Annotated in this window: 18 protein-coding genes; 11 read left to right on the forward strand and 7 right to left on the reverse strand. The window is 53.3% G+C overall.

Going from position 1 to position 15,811, the window contains the following annotated elements; translation table 11 throughout:
* The first annotated feature begins 355 nt into the window (after positions 1-355).
* Positions 356-649 carry an SLATT domain-containing protein gene (locus tag G565_RS27735; RefSeq protein ID WP_425413982.1) on the forward strand — a complete coding sequence of 98 codons (294 nt, stop codon included), beginning with the start codon at positions 356-358 and terminating at the stop codon, positions 647-649.
* A 236-nt stretch (positions 650-885) separates the two neighbouring features.
* Here G565_RS27735 and G565_RS0116835 read toward each other — a convergent pair whose 3' ends face one another.
* Positions 886-1,884: a transposase gene (locus G565_RS0116835; protein ID WP_028671933.1), complete on the reverse strand. Its 999-nt coding sequence runs from the start codon at positions 1,882-1,884 to the stop codon at positions 886-888.
* Between the two features lie 106 nt (positions 1,885-1,990).
* Between G565_RS0116835 and G565_RS0116840 the strand changes: the two genes are divergently transcribed.
* The 4 genes from G565_RS0116840 (at position 1,991) to G565_RS24605 (ending at position 3,825) form a co-directional block, all read left to right on the forward strand.
* On the forward strand, positions 1,991-2,422 hold the full coding sequence (locus G565_RS0116840; RefSeq protein ID WP_028671934.1) for a GNAT family N-acetyltransferase: 432 nt from the start codon (positions 1,991-1,993) through the stop codon (positions 2,420-2,422).
* Positions 2,423-2,516: 94 nt separating this feature from the next.
* Positions 2,517-2,966, forward strand: coding sequence for a hypothetical protein (locus tag G565_RS0116845; protein ID WP_028671935.1), 450 nt, complete (start codon positions 2,517-2,519; stop codon positions 2,964-2,966).
* Between the two features lie 251 nt (positions 2,967-3,217).
* On the forward strand, positions 3,218-3,472 hold the full coding sequence (locus tag G565_RS27495) for a GNAT family N-acetyltransferase (RefSeq protein WP_245584208.1): 255 nt from the start codon (positions 3,218-3,220) through the stop codon (positions 3,470-3,472).
* A gap of 65 nt (positions 3,473-3,537) precedes the next feature.
* Positions 3,538-3,825: a hypothetical protein gene (locus tag G565_RS24605; RefSeq protein ID WP_211227204.1), complete on the forward strand. Its 288-nt coding sequence runs from the start codon at positions 3,538-3,540 to the stop codon at positions 3,823-3,825.
* Positions 3,826-3,963: 138 nt separating this feature from the next.
* On the opposite strand, the gene G565_RS0116865 is transcribed toward G565_RS24605, so the two are convergent.
* The 3 genes from G565_RS0116865 to G565_RS24610 form a co-directional block, all read right to left on the reverse strand.
* Positions 3,964-6,405 carry a S49 family peptidase gene (locus G565_RS0116865; RefSeq protein WP_028671936.1) on the reverse strand — a complete coding sequence of 814 codons (2,442 nt, stop codon included), beginning with the start codon at positions 6,403-6,405 and terminating at the stop codon, positions 3,964-3,966.
* Between the two features lie 102 nt (positions 6,406-6,507).
* Positions 6,508-6,930, reverse strand: coding sequence for a GNAT family N-acetyltransferase (locus tag G565_RS0116870; protein ID WP_028671937.1), 423 nt, complete (start codon positions 6,928-6,930; stop codon positions 6,508-6,510).
* Positions 6,931-6,979: 49 nt separating this feature from the next.
* Positions 6,980-7,411 carry a heme-degrading domain-containing protein gene (locus tag G565_RS24610; RefSeq protein ID WP_037339954.1) on the reverse strand — a complete coding sequence of 144 codons (432 nt, stop codon included), beginning with the start codon at positions 7,409-7,411 and terminating at the stop codon, positions 6,980-6,982.
* 222 nt (positions 7,412-7,633) lie between these two features.
* Here G565_RS24610 and yghU point away from each other — a divergent pair, with 222 nt between their 5' ends.
* From yghU to G565_RS24615, 3 genes are all read left to right on the forward strand, one after another.
* Positions 7,634-8,473 (forward strand): glutathione-dependent disulfide-bond oxidoreductase, encoded by an 840-nt coding sequence (gene yghU / locus G565_RS0116880; RefSeq protein ID WP_028671938.1) that lies wholly within the window; start codon positions 7,634-7,636, stop codon positions 8,471-8,473.
* A 97-nt stretch (positions 8,474-8,570) separates the two neighbouring features.
* Complete coding sequence (locus G565_RS0116885; RefSeq protein WP_028671939.1) at positions 8,571-9,041, forward strand: riboflavin biosynthesis intermediates N-glycosidase; 471 nt, start codon at positions 8,571-8,573, stop codon at positions 9,039-9,041.
* A gap of 389 nt (positions 9,042-9,430) precedes the next feature.
* Positions 9,431-10,237 carry a substrate-binding periplasmic protein gene (locus G565_RS24615; RefSeq protein ID WP_051208147.1) on the forward strand — a complete coding sequence of 269 codons (807 nt, stop codon included), beginning with the start codon at positions 9,431-9,433 and terminating at the stop codon, positions 10,235-10,237.
* Between the two features lie 23 nt (positions 10,238-10,260).
* On the opposite strand, the gene G565_RS0116895 is transcribed toward G565_RS24615, so the two are convergent.
* Positions 10,261-11,241, reverse strand: coding sequence for a prenyltransferase (locus tag G565_RS0116895; protein WP_028671940.1), 981 nt, complete (start codon positions 11,239-11,241; stop codon positions 10,261-10,263).
* Between the two features lie 268 nt (positions 11,242-11,509).
* On the opposite strand from G565_RS0116895, the gene G565_RS0116900 reads away from it, so the two are divergent.
* Entirely contained in the window at positions 11,510-11,863 is a 354-nt protein-coding gene (locus tag G565_RS0116900) for a rhodanese-like domain-containing protein (protein ID WP_028671941.1), read from the forward strand.
* 88 nt (positions 11,864-11,951) lie between these two features.
* A complete protein-coding gene (locus G565_RS24620; protein ID WP_051208149.1) occupies positions 11,952-13,055 on the forward strand; it encodes a threonine aldolase family protein in 1,104 nt (367 codons plus the stop codon).
* A gap of 42 nt (positions 13,056-13,097) precedes the next feature.
* Here the strand turns inward: G565_RS24620 and G565_RS0116910 are convergent, their stop codons facing one another.
* The gene (locus G565_RS0116910; protein WP_028671942.1) at positions 13,098-13,673 is read right to left on the reverse strand and encodes a peroxiredoxin family protein; all 576 of its coding nucleotides are present in this window, start codon (positions 13,671-13,673) and stop codon (positions 13,098-13,100) included.
* 259 nt (positions 13,674-13,932) lie between these two features.
* On the reverse strand, positions 13,933-14,253 hold the full coding sequence (locus G565_RS0116915; RefSeq protein ID WP_157600127.1) for a hypothetical protein: 321 nt from the start codon (positions 14,251-14,253) through the stop codon (positions 13,933-13,935).
* A 596-nt stretch (positions 14,254-14,849) separates the two neighbouring features.
* Here G565_RS0116915 and G565_RS0116920 point away from each other — a divergent pair.
* On the forward strand, positions 14,850-15,713 hold the full coding sequence (locus G565_RS0116920) for a sulfite exporter TauE/SafE family protein (RefSeq protein ID WP_051208151.1): 864 nt from the start codon (positions 14,850-14,852) through the stop codon (positions 15,711-15,713).
* Positions 15,714-15,811: the final 98 nt, after the last annotated feature.

Raw genomic sequence — 15,811 nt, forward strand, 5'->3', positions numbered from 1 at the left:
GCTTCTAGCGCGGGAGGCACGTCATCGCTCTTAGCCAGAAGATGCTCGACATCCTGAACTGTTTTATTAATATCGATGGGGTTGTGAGCCATTAAATAATGCTGCCGCCGTTAATTGATGCGAGTATTATCGCATGCTTTTTTATGGGCGATTTTTTCCTCCTGTGTGGCGTTCTGAAGCGTTTTATAATGTTGGAGGCGGCTCGCTATAGATGATAGATGAGACCACCCCTGACGTGCAATTCCGGGCCAATTTGGCGGACTGTCAGGGAGTTGGTGAAAAATCTGTGCAATCAGGAAAAGTCAAAAAAAACCTGTCAAGCCTTTTTTGATATTATTTCGCTGAATAGTTACCAATAGTTTTACATTCAACAGCAGTCCTCCTTTTACTATATCGAATAAAAGAGCCATCTAGTTCTCTGCCAATCGAGGTAATCGCCACTGCGGCAGGTGCCGTTCTTACATGGGTGCAAGCGAAGAAACACAACGAACTTAACTCTTCGTATGCGTTGGCTGCGCATGAAATCGTTCTGATTAAAGGAGAGTCGGTTTCTGTAAAGAACGAGCCACAGTTGTCTGAGTTTGTGATAAATAGCGAGGCTGCATTTTCAAGAGAGCATACCCAATGGACCGCCCGGAAAAGCGTATAACAATAGGCTGCTGTCGGAATCAATAGGGTCAGAGCAATTGATGTTATTGGGGCTATTTGGACAGGCACGTCAGTAGCAGGTCATAGAGAAGTCAGTGAATTGATTCGGTACGTAGCAATACAGCACTACCGATTCACGTCAGTCTGGGAATTTAAAGAAATTGATTGATATTCGTGATCCCCAAGCACGGAAGTGCCTCAGGTCGCCCCGTGAATTGAATAGTGAGGAAAATTTGGTTAAGTAGTTTGCACAGCCAATGCTAATCCGGGTGTTCGCTGGTATCCGAACTCCTGACACTTAGCTTTAATCGAGATTGCAGTGCCAACCAACCCTTTAAACTGGCTTTCGAAGTGCTGAGTGTTATAAACCCAGTGTTCGGCATCGATATTAAGGCGTTCGAGCATGGGTGGTAGAGTCTGTGTGATGCTTCCGCGTTTGTCGTTGCGAATCTGGCGACCGGTCCAGTCAAGCAGTTCCAGGTAGTCCTGCAGTCGAAACGGCAAGCCTTCAGGCATGTCTTGCCGGGGGTAGCCAACAAACGGTAATAACGGTGTCGGCTGTTTGGGTTCGGTGGGTTCGGTGGCTTCCGGCTCTTCGTTGGCAGTATCGATCCGTTGCTTGGCCGAGGTGAAATCTGACGCTTCCGGTGTATCGGCCATACAAGCCCGGATAGGGTTCAGGTCTACATAAGCCAGGCAGGTTGCCAGGGCTTTTTCATCCAATAATGCTTGAGATTTAAACCGAGCCTCCCAGAAACGGCCGGTGCAGCAGTCTTCTGCATTGGCCTGTCGTGCGATCTCTTCGTTCAAGGCTTTCATGAACCAACTGATCGACATCAGGCGTTCGCGCCACTCTGCTACCAATTCTGAGATAACGTTGAGTTGCTCTTCATACAGGTCTTTTCCGGCTAAGTACTCATGGCTGAGAAAGTTACCGGTATATAGGCTGTGCCAGCGTTGGATGACTTCAGTATCCGACCAGGCTTTGGCTTTCTCAGCATTGATGTGCAATACAATGTGGTAATGGTTGGACATGACGGCATAGGCGCAGATATCCAAAGCATACACGGAGGCTAGTGACTTTATGCGCTGCTCTATCCAGCCACGCCGGTGCTCATAGTCGTTTCCGGAGTGTTCATCACGCCCACACAGGAAGGCCCTACGAACGCACCGGGAGGTGCAGTGGTAGTAAGGGGTCGCCTCCAGGGCGATCTGGCTTTTCCTTGAACGTGGCATAGTGTCTAACCCTGACGGCCTGTTTTTATGATGCTGTATAAACTACTGGTTGGATGTTTTTGCGTCAAGTGTTAATGTGGATGTCCGATTTGGCATTAGCAGGCCTATGAACTATCGAATATTCGAAGTTGAAGAAGGCGAAAAAGAGGCTCTGGCGGAGCTCCGTATAGCCGCAATGCAGCCCAGTTTAGAAGCCGTAGGTCGCTATGACCCAGACAGGGCTAGCAGCCGCTTCCTGGATAACTTTCGTCGGGAGTTGACTCGAAAAATTGAAGTCAATGGAGGCCTTGCCGGCTTTTATGTCGTCAAGGAGAATACAGATCATCTTTACTTGGAACACATGTACATTCACCCCGAACTCCAAGGCAATGGTTTGGGTAGCTTGATATTGAAAGGCATTATAGTAGAAGCACAAGAACGCGGCCTTCCGCTGCGTCTGGGAGCATTACGCGGCAGCCGATCCAATCAGTTCTACCAGTCTCACGGCTTCGTTCAAACTCATGAAGAAGAGTGGGATATATACCATGAGTGCCGCTAGTGCTAACAATCGGGGGAACGGCGACGTCTTTGTCGTTTCAGCTTCCCCTTCACTACAAAGCCGCGCGTGCTGCGTGCGTTATGTAGAATAAATCATGTACCAACTCGCCTATGGAAACCTCACGAAATACTGGACTACTATTGCAACGGCTGTTGTGATGCTTCCTCTATTAGCACTCGCGCTCATCTATATCTCTCCTTCCGATTTAGAAAATCCATTTGCTCTCTTAATAATTTTGCTACCCATTGCTTACAATTTATACTCCGACCTAAGGAATTATTCGAAACTCAGCACTTACCAAGTTACTGAACTGGGAGTAAAGTTTGATGCCAAAGTAATTTCCTGGTTCTCAATAGACTCTTATGAAAGGTTCGGCCCAACGGTTCGTCATAGTCGGAATGGTACAGATATCAAACTTTTCTCAGCCTCTGGCGTGTTTATCAAGGTTAGCGGCGAGGAATATATCGTTTACGCTAGCGCAAAGAACTATAAAAAGTTTATTGGGCAGATGGCTTCAAATGGTGTGCGCTGTGAAAATGCATAATAATTCAAACAATGTCGCCTCACAGCTGGACCTCCAAACCGCTGCGCGACCTTACGGCCCATTATTTAGGCGATATAAGAAGGGACTATGGATTACGAGCTAATAGAGGTACCCACTGAAAAGGAACGTTCAGAGCTTTCACAAAAATTTCAGGAATTTATAGATTCCAAAGTTCCTCTGCCTGATGAGTCAGAAGATAAGAAATTCATATAAACGTCAGAGACAGTGAGAATGAGTTAATCGCAGGCATATTGGCTAACGCATACTGGGACGGCCTTGAGATTGATACGCTATGGGTAGATCAAAACCACAGAGGTACAGGCTTAGGGTCCAATCTGCTAAGAAAAGCTGAGCGATATGGAATGGAGCAAGGTGCGGTCATCTCGTTCCTAAAGACCGTAGAAGCCACAGGGTTTTACGAAAAGTATGACTACCAGGTTTTCGGTATTCTGGAGGATCGACCAATAGGAACTTTACTCTACCATATGAAAAAGCAATTGGACTGAAATCATATAACCAGCGGCGTCAGTCGGACCGATTTGTTTCGCTACGCCGAGCGTTAAGTGACGCAATGAAACTGACCATAGGCGTATTTTTTTTCTTCACATTAGTGGTTTTGGGCGTGTGGGGAATGGACATCGCGACCGACCGAGCAAAGGTCGTTGAGATTACAACTCCGGTGTCCGCATACCCTGACTGGGAATGTGGCTATTCCAACCAATCAGGGTGTAGCGTGGTATTCAAGACAAGAACGGACGCCAAATATGGCGTGCATCGCATACGGTACGGCAAGGACTTTATAGCAATCAAAATCCAACAACACGGTTTAAGTGGCTGGGTCTTTTTTGCAAAAAGGTAAGGGTCTATGCTAAGCCAAACACTTAACGAGGCGCATGAATTCCCCCACTTTAGTAGACACATCCAGATAACACGTGAACATACACCGGGCAGCCCTGAGACCGCCCGGTGTTAATCAACATGCCAATCCCTAACCGCCCTACCGCTCCAACGAACCCTCAAAATAGTGATACGGCAACAACACCATCGGCTGGCCACGATGCTCTACCAGGTCCTGCAAATACTGCTGGCGATACAGGTCCCGGTTGAACACCAGTGCCTCGGCTCCCTCAACATCCATCAAATACCGTAAGTCTTGCAGGGATGACACGCTGGGGCGCGGGCTTTCGACCAGGAAGACTTTATCGCGATCCGCAATGCCTGCCTGTTTGCGGGCAAGGTCTATGGCGTGGGTCAAACTGCCCAGCTCATCGACTAATCCAGCTTTGAGGGCGTCGCTGCCGCTGTAAACCCGGCCTGCCGCCAGTGCTCGCATCTCCGCTACGGTGATGCCTCTGGCTTCAGCGGCCTGGGTCACGAAGGCGTCGTAGTAGCTGTCGAGGCGACGCATGATGCCAGCGCGCTCTTCTGGGGTCAGATCCCGGCTTGGCAGTGACAACCCGGCAATCGGCAAACCTATGCCAGCGGTTGCATCGGCCGAAGCCCCCCGGCTGACCGAATCACTGTTCAGACGCAGCCGGTCGCCCAGCCCATCGTCCCAGAGGCGAACGCCAGTTACGCCGATGCTGCCGGTAATGGTGTTCGGTGCGGCCACCAGGGTGCCTGCGTGCATCGATACCCAATAGCCGCCCGAGGTCGCCAGTGACCCCATCGATACCACGACCGGTTTCTCAGCCTGAGTCAGCTTAACTTCCTGGCCCAACAGATCTGCCGCCAGTATTAACCCGCCTGGTGAATCAACTCGCAGCACGACGGCTTTGACCTCATCGTCTTCGCGCAATTCCCGAAGCGATTCCGCGAGTTCACGGGTGCGCATACCGCTATCAGTTGCGGTCATGCCGGTGGCGTATACCACCGCAATTCTATGAGCAGGCCCCCACTGGTTGTCGCGGGGTTCGCGCAGTACTTGTAATCCGTCTGGTTCTACCCGGCGCGGCTCGGTACCTGTCACATCTTCCAGTACGTCATCCAGTTCGGAATACCGAGCCAGTCGGTCAGCCACACCCATATTCAGCAAATCATCAGCCGTCAGAGACAGGCCACGGTCGATCAGTTGATCAAAGGCGTTGGGCGAGAGATTACGGCCGTCGGCCATGCTGGTTTGCCAGAGTTGGTAGAAGCTGTCGATCATCGCCTGGCGTTGTACCCGGTCGGCGGCCGACATGTCACTGCGCGACAGACTTTCAAAAGCGGTTTTGTATTCCAGGTTGCGGAACTCATCAACACCGATGCCCCAGTGGGCCAGCAACTCACCGAGGTAGGTACTGCCGGAGACAAAGCCTGGTACGGTCAGTGAGCCCATTGGGTCCAGAATGACTTCGTCGGCGGCTGAAGAAAGCAACAGCTCGGTCATGCCACCATCTTCAATGTACAGCAGCACGGTTTTACCGGAATCGCGGAACTCATCCAGGGCTGTTTTGATTTCCCAGGCCATGGCGGCCGGAACTTGCATGCGCGTGGTGTTGACGACAATGACACCGATGTTGTCGTCCAGACGGGCGGCGTCGATGTAGCGCAGGGTATCCAACAATGAACGACGGCGATCGAACAGGCCGAAGGTCTGGTAGGCCATCTCGTCGTTCAGGGTCAGCTCAAGCACATCGTCACCACGGGTAGACCAGGCATCGAACACATTGCGGTCCCAGCCGCCGGCGCGCAAAGAATACGATTGATAGTTATCGCCTTCATCCAACTGGTGCGACTGGGCACTGAAACCGGTGTGGCCGAGGCTCACTTGTAGGCCAGCCGTCACGGTTCCGGTATCAAAATAGCGGCCGGTCAATCGAATGCCCGGCATCACTTCGGTTGCTGCGCCGGCCGACCAGTGGCCGTCTTCAAAGTCTTCATCGTTCCCCAGGGCGTAATCGGCAAACACCGTCAGTGCTTCGTTACCAAAGGGTCGCACGGCCACATCCACCACGCCCTGATAATACTGCGTATCGGTCGCAAGGGTGCCGGTCAGGCCAATGGAGGTGTAGCGATTGGGGCGGTTGATCGTGCCCAGCGTAAAATGCGTGCGCAGATCCTGGCTTTCGGTATCGCCACTGTACCAGCCGATGGAAAGCCCACCGGCACTGGCGTCGGTGCCGCCACCAAACGCCAGCTTGTATTCTCTGATGGAGCCGGTTCCCCGGTTATCCCGGCCGAAGCTGAAGCTCACACCCGGCGCGGCGAGCGTGGCGTTCCAGCGCTGGTCGTCATACAAAAAGTCGTCACTGGTCCAGTTAACGGTGACGTCGCCTTCGGTCAGGTAGTGCAGCCCGGCAGGGTTGTCGTATCCGTACAAGCCAAATTTCATGGCGCCCGGTGACGTCAGTGAAAATTCGTTTTGCTGGTAATACCGTTGAAAGCCCGTTTGTTCAGCTAGCACAGGCAAGCTGGCACACACCAGCAAAGGCAGTATCGTTAATCGGCGGGGCATGGCTCACGTCCTTATAGGCGGTTTCAGCATTCAGCTTAGGCCGAAGCACCAATCTCAAACAGTAACGAAAGTCCTATTTTTAGCCGGGTTTGAGATTAAAGGTCAACGGGCACCGCTGATGGGAACATCGGGCTCAAGCACCCAGCATCGATCATTGTGCCGGTACCCGAGCGGTTCGTAATAAGCGCTGGCCGCCGGAGCAGCGAGCAGTATCAGCTTGCACAGTGGCCCAAGCTGTTGCTGGGTCAGCGCTTGCAGTTGCTTGCCAATACCCGACTTCTGCAGACCGGCATCGACCGCCAGGTCAGACAAATAGCAGGCAAAGTGAAAATCGGTGACACTGCGTGCAATGCCCACCAGCACGTCACCGTTCCAGGCGCTGATGGTCAGACTGGCGTTGGTCAGCATGCCCTCAATACAGGCTCGGTTATCCACGGGGCGACGCTCGGCCAGGGTCGAGCGGTGCAACAGATCGATGAACTGATCTGCGCTGACCGGTGCGTCTATTCGGTAATCAATGGCCATTAACCCGCCCTCCTGTCTATTAACCGCGGCAGCTGATTCTATGCCGTCATCAGACAAAGGTGAATTCAGGCAAAGCATCCACAATAATCTGGTGGTCATCCACGTCTTTTAGCCCGGTGACCGTGATGGTACCGACCAGGCCGGCACCGGTCACCACAATGGGAATGCAGCCGCCTTTGGCGATGTAATCCTGATCACTGAGCCCAAAGTCGGCCGCCAGGGTTTTGCCTTTTTGCTCCAGATCGAGCCGCACCGCCAGCGAGCTTTCGGCAAAATTCACCGCTGTATTCACTTTACGGCGAATCCAGTTGGCTTTGTCGGCGGACAAATCATCGTCGATGAATTCGAAAACGGTTTGATTCAACCGTCGAATCGAGACGCCGATTCGGGCGTCACGCTGGCGCGCCAGCTCAATGATGGCCAGGCCCATATCCAGCGCCATCCGGTTGCTAAATCGGTCTGTGATCAATTGGCGTTCCATGCAAGGCTCCTTATGCGAGCGAGAAAGTCTGCGTAATTGGCTTTATCCGCCTGGCATTCTTTCAGGCCCGGCCGTCGTTCTCAATGGCTTTTGCAGCGCAACAACGTTGGTTCCACGTTGGTTTTAAGCTAAATGACCTCACCTGACGTACAGATGATACAGCTTCTTGCAGCGCCACAGGGTGACTGTCAGGTACTCTTTCAACCGACCCAAGGATTCACCATGAGCGATCCAAGCTACACACCACCCAAAGTCTGGACCTGGGAGCCGGGCAACGGTGGCCGTTTTGCCAACATCAACCGCCCCATCGCCGGGCCTACTCACGATAAACCGCTACCGGTTGGCGAACACCCCCTGCAACTGCATTCACTGGCCACGCCCAATGGCGTTAAAGTCACCATTATGCTTGAAGAGCTGTTGGCCTCGGGCATTGCGGGGGCGGAATACGACGCCTGGCTGATCAACATCATGGAGGGCGATCAGTTCGGGTCCGGCTTTGTGGAAGCCAACCCCAACTCCAAAATACCCGCTCTGATGGACCACAGCGTCACCCCGCCCCAGCGCGTGTTTGAATCCGGTTCGATCCTGATGTATCTGGCTGAAAAATTTAACGCCTTCATTCCCGATACACCGGCTGGACGGACCGAATGCTTCAACTGGCTGTTCTGGCAAATGGGCAGCGGGCCAATTCTGGGCGGGGGCTTTGGTCATTTTTACGCCTATGCCCCGGAAAAATACGAATACCCCATCAACCGCTTCACCATGGAAGTCAAACGCCAGTTGGATGTACTCGACCGCCATCTGGCCGACAACACCTACCTGTGCGGCGACACCTACAGCATCGCCGATATGGCCGTGTGGCCCTGGTATGGCTGGCTGGTTCAGAACAAGGTGTACGATGCGGCCGAATTCCTGGAAGCAGACGGTTACACGCACGTACTGCGTTGGGCCAATGCCATTGCGGAACGGCCTGCCGTAAAGCGTGGCGTCAAAGTGAACCGCACCTGGGGCGAACCGGACGAACAGCAGCCGGAACGTCACAACGCGAGTGATCTGGACTGAGCCCGGGCTCGCCGCCTGAATCGGGGCCTGGCCGTTGTAGTTGGCCAGACCCCGAGTTGAGGTACACTGATGCCTCCCCTTTCAGGAACCGTTGAAAATGAGCTTATTTGAACACCAAAAAGTGGAGAATGCGCTCCTGATCAACCGGCTGGACACCGAAGAGGTTCTCGGCTGTGCCATAGAGCGCCCTTTCGAACTGGACGACCATCGCTGGCTGACGGCCGAACATTACTATCAGGCCATGAAGTACCCGGGGAAACCCCGCTTTGACGACATCCGCAACGCGCCCACCGCCGAACAAGCCCGAAAGCACGGTCGCGGCTGGCTAAAACGCACCCGGGAAGACTGGCCCGCCATTCGAACCCGAGTGATGACGCGCGCCCTCTACACCCAGGCACACACCCACCCTGATTTTGCACAGGCCCTGCTGGCAACCGGCGAACAACCGATCCGCGAAAACTCGTTATACGATTATTTCTGGGGCACAGGACGCGATCAGCGAGGTGACAATGCCTATGGAACAGTGCTGATGAACGTCAGGGAGAAATTGCGCCAGGAGGCTGGCTGAGCATCAAGAAGATCGTTTTAGCACTCAACCGATCTGGCCTCGTGAGGCCTCTGTTCATAAATAACTGCCAGCAGGCCGTTGAAATTCGCAGAATGTCAGTCATCTGCTGGAACATATGGCCCGACAATTCGGAAGTTCCAGAGAAGTCGATGACTGCAAAGTCATTGATTTCGGGAGATAGGCAAAAATCACCTTTTTGGGTATCGTGTTTTGGAAAAAGCAGGATGCCTTTTTCAATAACCTGCTAGTGTTTGGGCCGCTATAAGCTCACAAGCCACCCCACTGAATTGGTGAGTACTCTCGACTGGCCCAAATCTGCTCGTCGCACACGGCAGTGTTTCAGTCTACTATGCCGATACCTATGGAAAACGGTATTGGCGCTGACTTAAATGACCCACTACTTCCTTCGGCTATGCCAGCTGACTGCCCTGCTATCTCTCACTGCCTGTGCACTCGTCCAGGCCTCGCCCCTTGTCGTCGTCGGCGTTCCTGAACCGCCGTTCAAGATGATGGAAGAGGGGGAAATCACTGGCATAGATGTCCGGATCATGCAGCGAGTACTGGAAGAGTTAAACATAGCGCACGAATTTTACCTGCTGGGGTCCGGAAGCCGCATGATGAGAGAAGCCGAAGCCGGCCATATCGACGTCATGATGAGCCTCTCACACAACCCGGAGCGAGAAGAACACCTGTCCTATCCCGATCGTTCATACAAGGATCTGAGCTGGCATTTCATCATCCGATCAAGTGATGCCGGTAACATAGAGTATTCGACACTGGAAGACTTACAGCCCTGGCGCGTAGGAGCCGTTCAATCATGGGCCTATACGCGGGAATTCTGGGACATGCCACTGAATCGCATACTGGTAACCGACCACAGACTGCTGATCGATATGGTACTGTCGGGTCGAATTGATGTGGCCCCCGTGAGTACGGCGGAAACCGCCTATATGATCCGGCTTCGAAACCTGGAAAATCGAGTTACCTTCCTGGAAAAACCACTGACTGCCCGGCCCTACTACAACGTGTTTGTGAAAAACTCCGAACACCCTGATTTCCCCACCCTCGTCGCAGAATACGACCGGGTTATAGAGGAACTTCAGGCTACTGGTTTTATTGATCGCGTATACTGGGACTACCTGGACACTCTCGACAGCCTCCCATATACCGCGAACCCTGGGTCCTCAGCCAAGTAACAGACGACCACTTAAACAGCTTGCTACACCAGGCTGAGCAACATAGCCAACACCAGTGTGCCGCTGAACAGCTTGTTGTAGTCGAACGCATACGCCACCAGATACAGCGGCCATACATCTGCGGGCACATCGTGCGGGCGCTCTGTCGGTCGCGGTTGCCGAAACCGTTTTACCGTTTTGATCAATCGCGGCAAAGCCAGCCAAACGAGCAGGTACCACACACTCAGAACGCCAAAGACAACGCCAAGCGTCAGCACCAGATATTGCATCACCCATAACACCAGTGTCAGCCGCCGACTTCCGGATTCGCCAAGCATCACGGGTAGTGTGTGCACACCCTTGGCCTTGTCCTGCTCCAGTTTATCGGTGTGCTTGCCGAGCAATACCGACGTCGGACCAATGCCGTACACCAAAGCCACCCAAAGTTGCAGTGCGGTGAGCTCAGCGGATACCACATAGGCCGACCCCAACACCATCAGCGGCCCCCAAACCAGCCAGACAGCCGGTTCACCGAGCCCGATGTATTTCAACGGCCAGGTATAAAACACGACAAAGAAGGCACCAGCGAGCATGAAGTAGAGTGTGACGATATCGGTTCGAAACACGAGCAAGGCCCCCACTGCCAGCGCCAAAGCGCCAGTAACCGCTATATAGCCCATCATCTGGCGAGCGCTGAGCAATCCATTTTCCAATGGCTGCGGGCCATACTGGGTGCGAAAGTAGTTGTCTTTATCCACGCCTTTTTTTGAGTCGGTCCAATCGTTCAGCAGGTTATTGGTCGCATGGGCCAGTATCAGGCCGAAACAGACCAGCACGGCATTAATCACATCGAAATGACCTGCTGGAATAGCCAGCAACATGCCTATGCCCGCAGAGAAAAGTGTCATGACGAACACGGCTGCCCGGGTGGCGACAAACCAGCGTTTTGCCAGGCCCATGGCGCTCCAGTCCTGCGCATCGAGACGGGGAATTTTGGTCATTACTTCAGGCCAGGTTGGAATCATTTAAGCGGGTAACTCCTTCTGAATTCGGGATATTGACAGTACTAAAGATGAGGCTCTGCACTATAGAGTAGCCGATTTTGGCAGTTGACTGGCCACTGTAGCGTGAATGGCCGACGCTGTGCTCAAGATCGACCATTCGGTTGATTTACATCAAGTCAGAGTGACATACCCAGGCCAGTTCGATGCTCTTGCGGAATAGGCGGCGGTATATTTATAATTAGAATATTCTAATATATAATACCCTCGAATCCACGATGAGGAGCTCAACATGCAATACACCCGAAAATTTCAGGCCATGGCCGATGCCGCGCGCGCCCAGGTCGAGGAGGTTGCTCCGGAACAGGTCGACGAACTAATGGCTCAGGGTGCTATCGCGCTCGATATTCGCGATAAGGAAGAGCACGACAAAAGTCATATCCCTAATTCGCTCAACATCAGCCGCGGAAAGCTGGAAATGGTGATCGAAAAGAAAGTCCCGGATCTGGACACGACCCTGCTGTGCTATTGCAACGCCTACAATAGAGGGTCACTCTCGGCGGCTGCTCTGCAAAGCATGGGTTACAGGAACGTTAAAGTGATTGCCGGCGGATTGAATGCCTACAATGCTTTGAAGCAAGGCTGAGGTATTCACTGGCTGACGTCATTGCAGGCCTGATTGTCTTGCTGAAAAACGCTAGACTTGACCTCTATTCTCATTTCAGAGGTCACTCATGTCGGTCGACCAATACCGCACCACCTTTCGCGCCTGCGCCATCAACGCCAGCCGCCACAAGCCCGAATCGATCAAGGTCTCGCTGCAACACCTGGCGGATGCCACTGGCGACGATGAACGGATCGACAATTACGGCAGTGGCGAACTGATAGAGTCTTTCGAGCGGGAAGTGGCCGCCATGCTGGGCAAGGAGGCCGCGATCTTCATGCCCAGTGGCACCATGGCCCAGCCAATGGCGCTGCGCATCTGGGCCGACCTCGCCAAAACCGACTATGTAGCACTGCACGCCACCAATCACGTAGCGCTGCACGAACACAACAGCTACCAGATTTTGTGGCAACTCAAGGGTTGCGAACTGGGCGAAGCGCACCGGGTACCCATGCTGGCCGACCTGAAAGCGGCAGCACGGGACCCTCTGGCCGCTATTCTGCTGGAATTGCCCATGCGAGAAATTGGTGGCCAACTACCGGAATGGGACGAGTTGGTTAGCCAGAGTACCTGGGCCCGCGAACAGGGCATCAAACTGCATATGGACGGCGCACGCCTTTGGCAATGCCCGGCTGCGTACGGTAAATCACTGGAAGAAATCGCTTCTCTGTTCGATTCCGTCTACGTCAGTTTCTACAAAGACCTCGGCGGCATCGCCGGAGCCATGCTGTTAGGCAGTGCCGACTTTATCGCTCGCGCCAAAGTGTGGCAGCGGCGGGTGGGTGGAACCCTCTATGCGCTGTATCCCTATGTGATAGCCGCGCGTGAGGGGTTGGCGAAACACTTGCCAGGCTTGCCCGAACGTCGACAGCAAGCACGCTGGCTGGCCGAGCAGTTGAACCAACTGCCTGGTATTTCCACCTGGCCCGCTGTACCTCATACCAACATGTTTCGACTGCACATTCGCTGTCAGCCAGACGCTTTTCTGGAGCAGGGCGAACGCTGGATGCACCAACACCAGGTCGCGCTGATACCACCGCCCTATCGAACCGATGCTGATGCCCTGCATTGCGAGATCACGATCGGGGATGCATTCGACGTGCTGAGCGAGCAGCAATGGGCCAACTGGATAAAACAGTTTGGCAAAGCAATGGCCAACACACTGAATGCCTGATCGAGGATGTTACCCACCGTCTGATCGCCAACAGTCGCTGCCTTAGGCCGCCCTGGCTCTGGTGGCATCCAACCCGGTTTTGGGCGGGGAATCGATAAACGCCTGCAAGCGTTTCAATGGAATGTGATCGCTGGTATCCCGGCCGTACCAACAGTCAGCGATGTGGCCTTTTTCGTTAATGAGAAAGTCGGCGGGCACCAGCTTCACGTTCGGATTGTTAGCCGGGTATCCGCCGGTTTTCATACCCATGAAAATGCGGGGCAACTTGAACAACAGCGCCTTAACCAGCGCAAAGCTCGAATGCTCAACGCCGTAGCTGTTATAAATCTCAAGGTCCGGATCGGCCACCATCCTGAACGGACGTGGGTGACGGCCCACAAAATGGCGAACCTCTTCGTCTGTAGAGCTGAACACCGCAATCACCTCTACATTCTGCTTCTGCCAAGCCTTGTAGCGATGGGTCAGCTCATACACCCGAAAGTTGCAAAACGGGCAGGCGGCATCTCTAAAAAAGCACAACAATACTTTTTTGCCCTTGAACTGGCTCAGTTGGATGAGGTTGCCGTAAATGTCGTTCTTGTTGAAGTCTATGATGGCTCTGGGTGCTTGAATTCTCATGGGATCCTCGTGGAACATCTGCGAAGTGCACTACGAGTACTCCGCTCCCTGGGATATGGATGCAGAAATGACCAGATATTCCTAAAAGCCCATATTGAATCATTGACCGGAGGCGGTGAACAACCCTCGCGCAACACTGGCTTGCTCGAGTGACTCTGCCACCAGGCCGCCTGTTATCGGAATGCACTTTCACTTCAAGGTTTGCCAACGAAGTCCGCACAGGCGGGTGACACAAACAGCCACCAACATTTCGCATGGCTCACTGGCTATCACCTGAGCCGTTTTCTGCAACGATTGACGGGCGATACAACACTCGAAACCAAACCAGGCTCATACCGACAACCGGTAACACAAAGATCAGAAGAATCGAAGATTCTTGCAGGTTCCTGATTACGCCACCGGAAAACACCAATGCCAGTGCCAACCAACTGACCAGGGTAGACAGAGACGCTGCCAGAACATGATGGCTCATAGGGCTCTCCACAGGGCTGCCCAGCGCTTTCAGAAACACCAGCCAGAAAATCGATCCTGTAACGCCAAACAGAACGAAGCCAATGAAACCAATAAAGAAAGGCAGCATAAAGGCTCCCGTAACGTTCTGATCTGCGACTGCCGTTGCATAAACTGCGGAGAACACCGCCACCAACAAGGCCAAACTTAACAGCCCGATGACGATAGAACTCAGTATCTTAAGATATACCCACAAGATCGATTTAATGTTTATAGCTCCTGCTCATGACACCCGTACATGTTAGCCGGGTAACCATTCGGTTGGCCAGGCGCTTTGCACCAGAATGAGCACCGCTGCATCAGGGAATCGAATATCTGTAATGCCTGTCCGTGTAATTCCGTGTAATACAGTGACTGTCTGTTTAATGCACAGCGAAGCCGTTCCATATCGCTCGCAAGCGACAGTAGATCGGTCTTGGTTGAGCCCGATGTCAACTGGCACCCGTGGTTACCGGTTTGATCTCACTCCTGCGCAGCATGCGTATGACTCTGAGTGAATGGAACAAGGGGGTGGGCACCGAAATGGTGCGCGCTGCACAAACCTGGAGCGATTTTCAGCTCAATTCTCGGTTAACACCCTCAAAAATCACCCAAAGTCGCCAAACGTTTCCAAGCTTGATATAAACGCGCCTTAGTACAGTCTTCCTGCAAGGAAAGACTGGTGCCATGATATCAACAACAAGGATCTTCCCATTGGAAATACTGGATCAGTACAGCCTTAGCTGGATAGTCGGGCTGGTGTTGGCGCTGTCGGTCACCGGTATTATTGCCGGGCTTATGGCTGGTTTACTGGGTGTCGGGGGCGGCATCGTGATCGTGCCGGTGCTGTACCACCTGTTTACGCTACTGGGCGTCGACGAGTCGGTAAAAATGCATGTAGCGGTCGGTACGTCACTTGCCACCATTATTCCCACCTCGTTACGCTCGGCCCGGGCTCATGCCAATAAAGGCAACCTGGATTCAGCCCTGCTAAAATCTCTGGCGCCCTCGCTGTTGGTTGGGGTGTTCATAGGCACACTGGTTAGCAGCATGGTCACCGGCCAGGTGCTATCGCTGGTGTTTGGTGTTATCGGTTTGATTGTCGCGGCCAACATGGCCATTGGCAAAGAGCCGGTGGCACTGGCTGAAACACTGCCAAAAGGCATCGTTCGCCATAGCCTGGGCACAGGAATCGGCGGCTTTTCAACGCTGATGGGCATTGGCGGCGGTACCTTGAGCGTGCCCGTGCTGAGCCGGTTTCAGGTACCCATGCACCGGGCTGTTGGCACCGCTGCAGCCATTGGTATTTTCATCAGTATCCCGGGCGCCCTGGGTTTTCTGATAAACGGCTGGGGCGTCGCTGATCGGCCACCTTTCTCACTGGGCTATGTCAACCTGATCGGTTTTGCACTGATCGTACCGATGACTTTATGGACCGCGCCACTGGGTGCTCGCATTGCCCATGCCATTAATGCCCGCTTACTACGACAGCTATTTGCCGTGTTCCTACTGATCACTGCAGTGCGTATGCTTTACGGCGTTTTCGTGTAATCCGCATTCCGATCGATGCATATTCACACCCTTGTGCGGGGTGTGAATATGCCTTTCCTGGTATAACCACCCTGCGACCTTTTCTTAAGGAGCCTCTG

The sequence above is a fragment of the Saccharospirillum impatiens DSM 12546 genome, assembly GCF_000423605.1.
In the GTDB taxonomy this organism is placed as follows: Bacteria; Pseudomonadota; Gammaproteobacteria; order Pseudomonadales; family Natronospirillaceae; genus Saccharospirillum; species Saccharospirillum impatiens.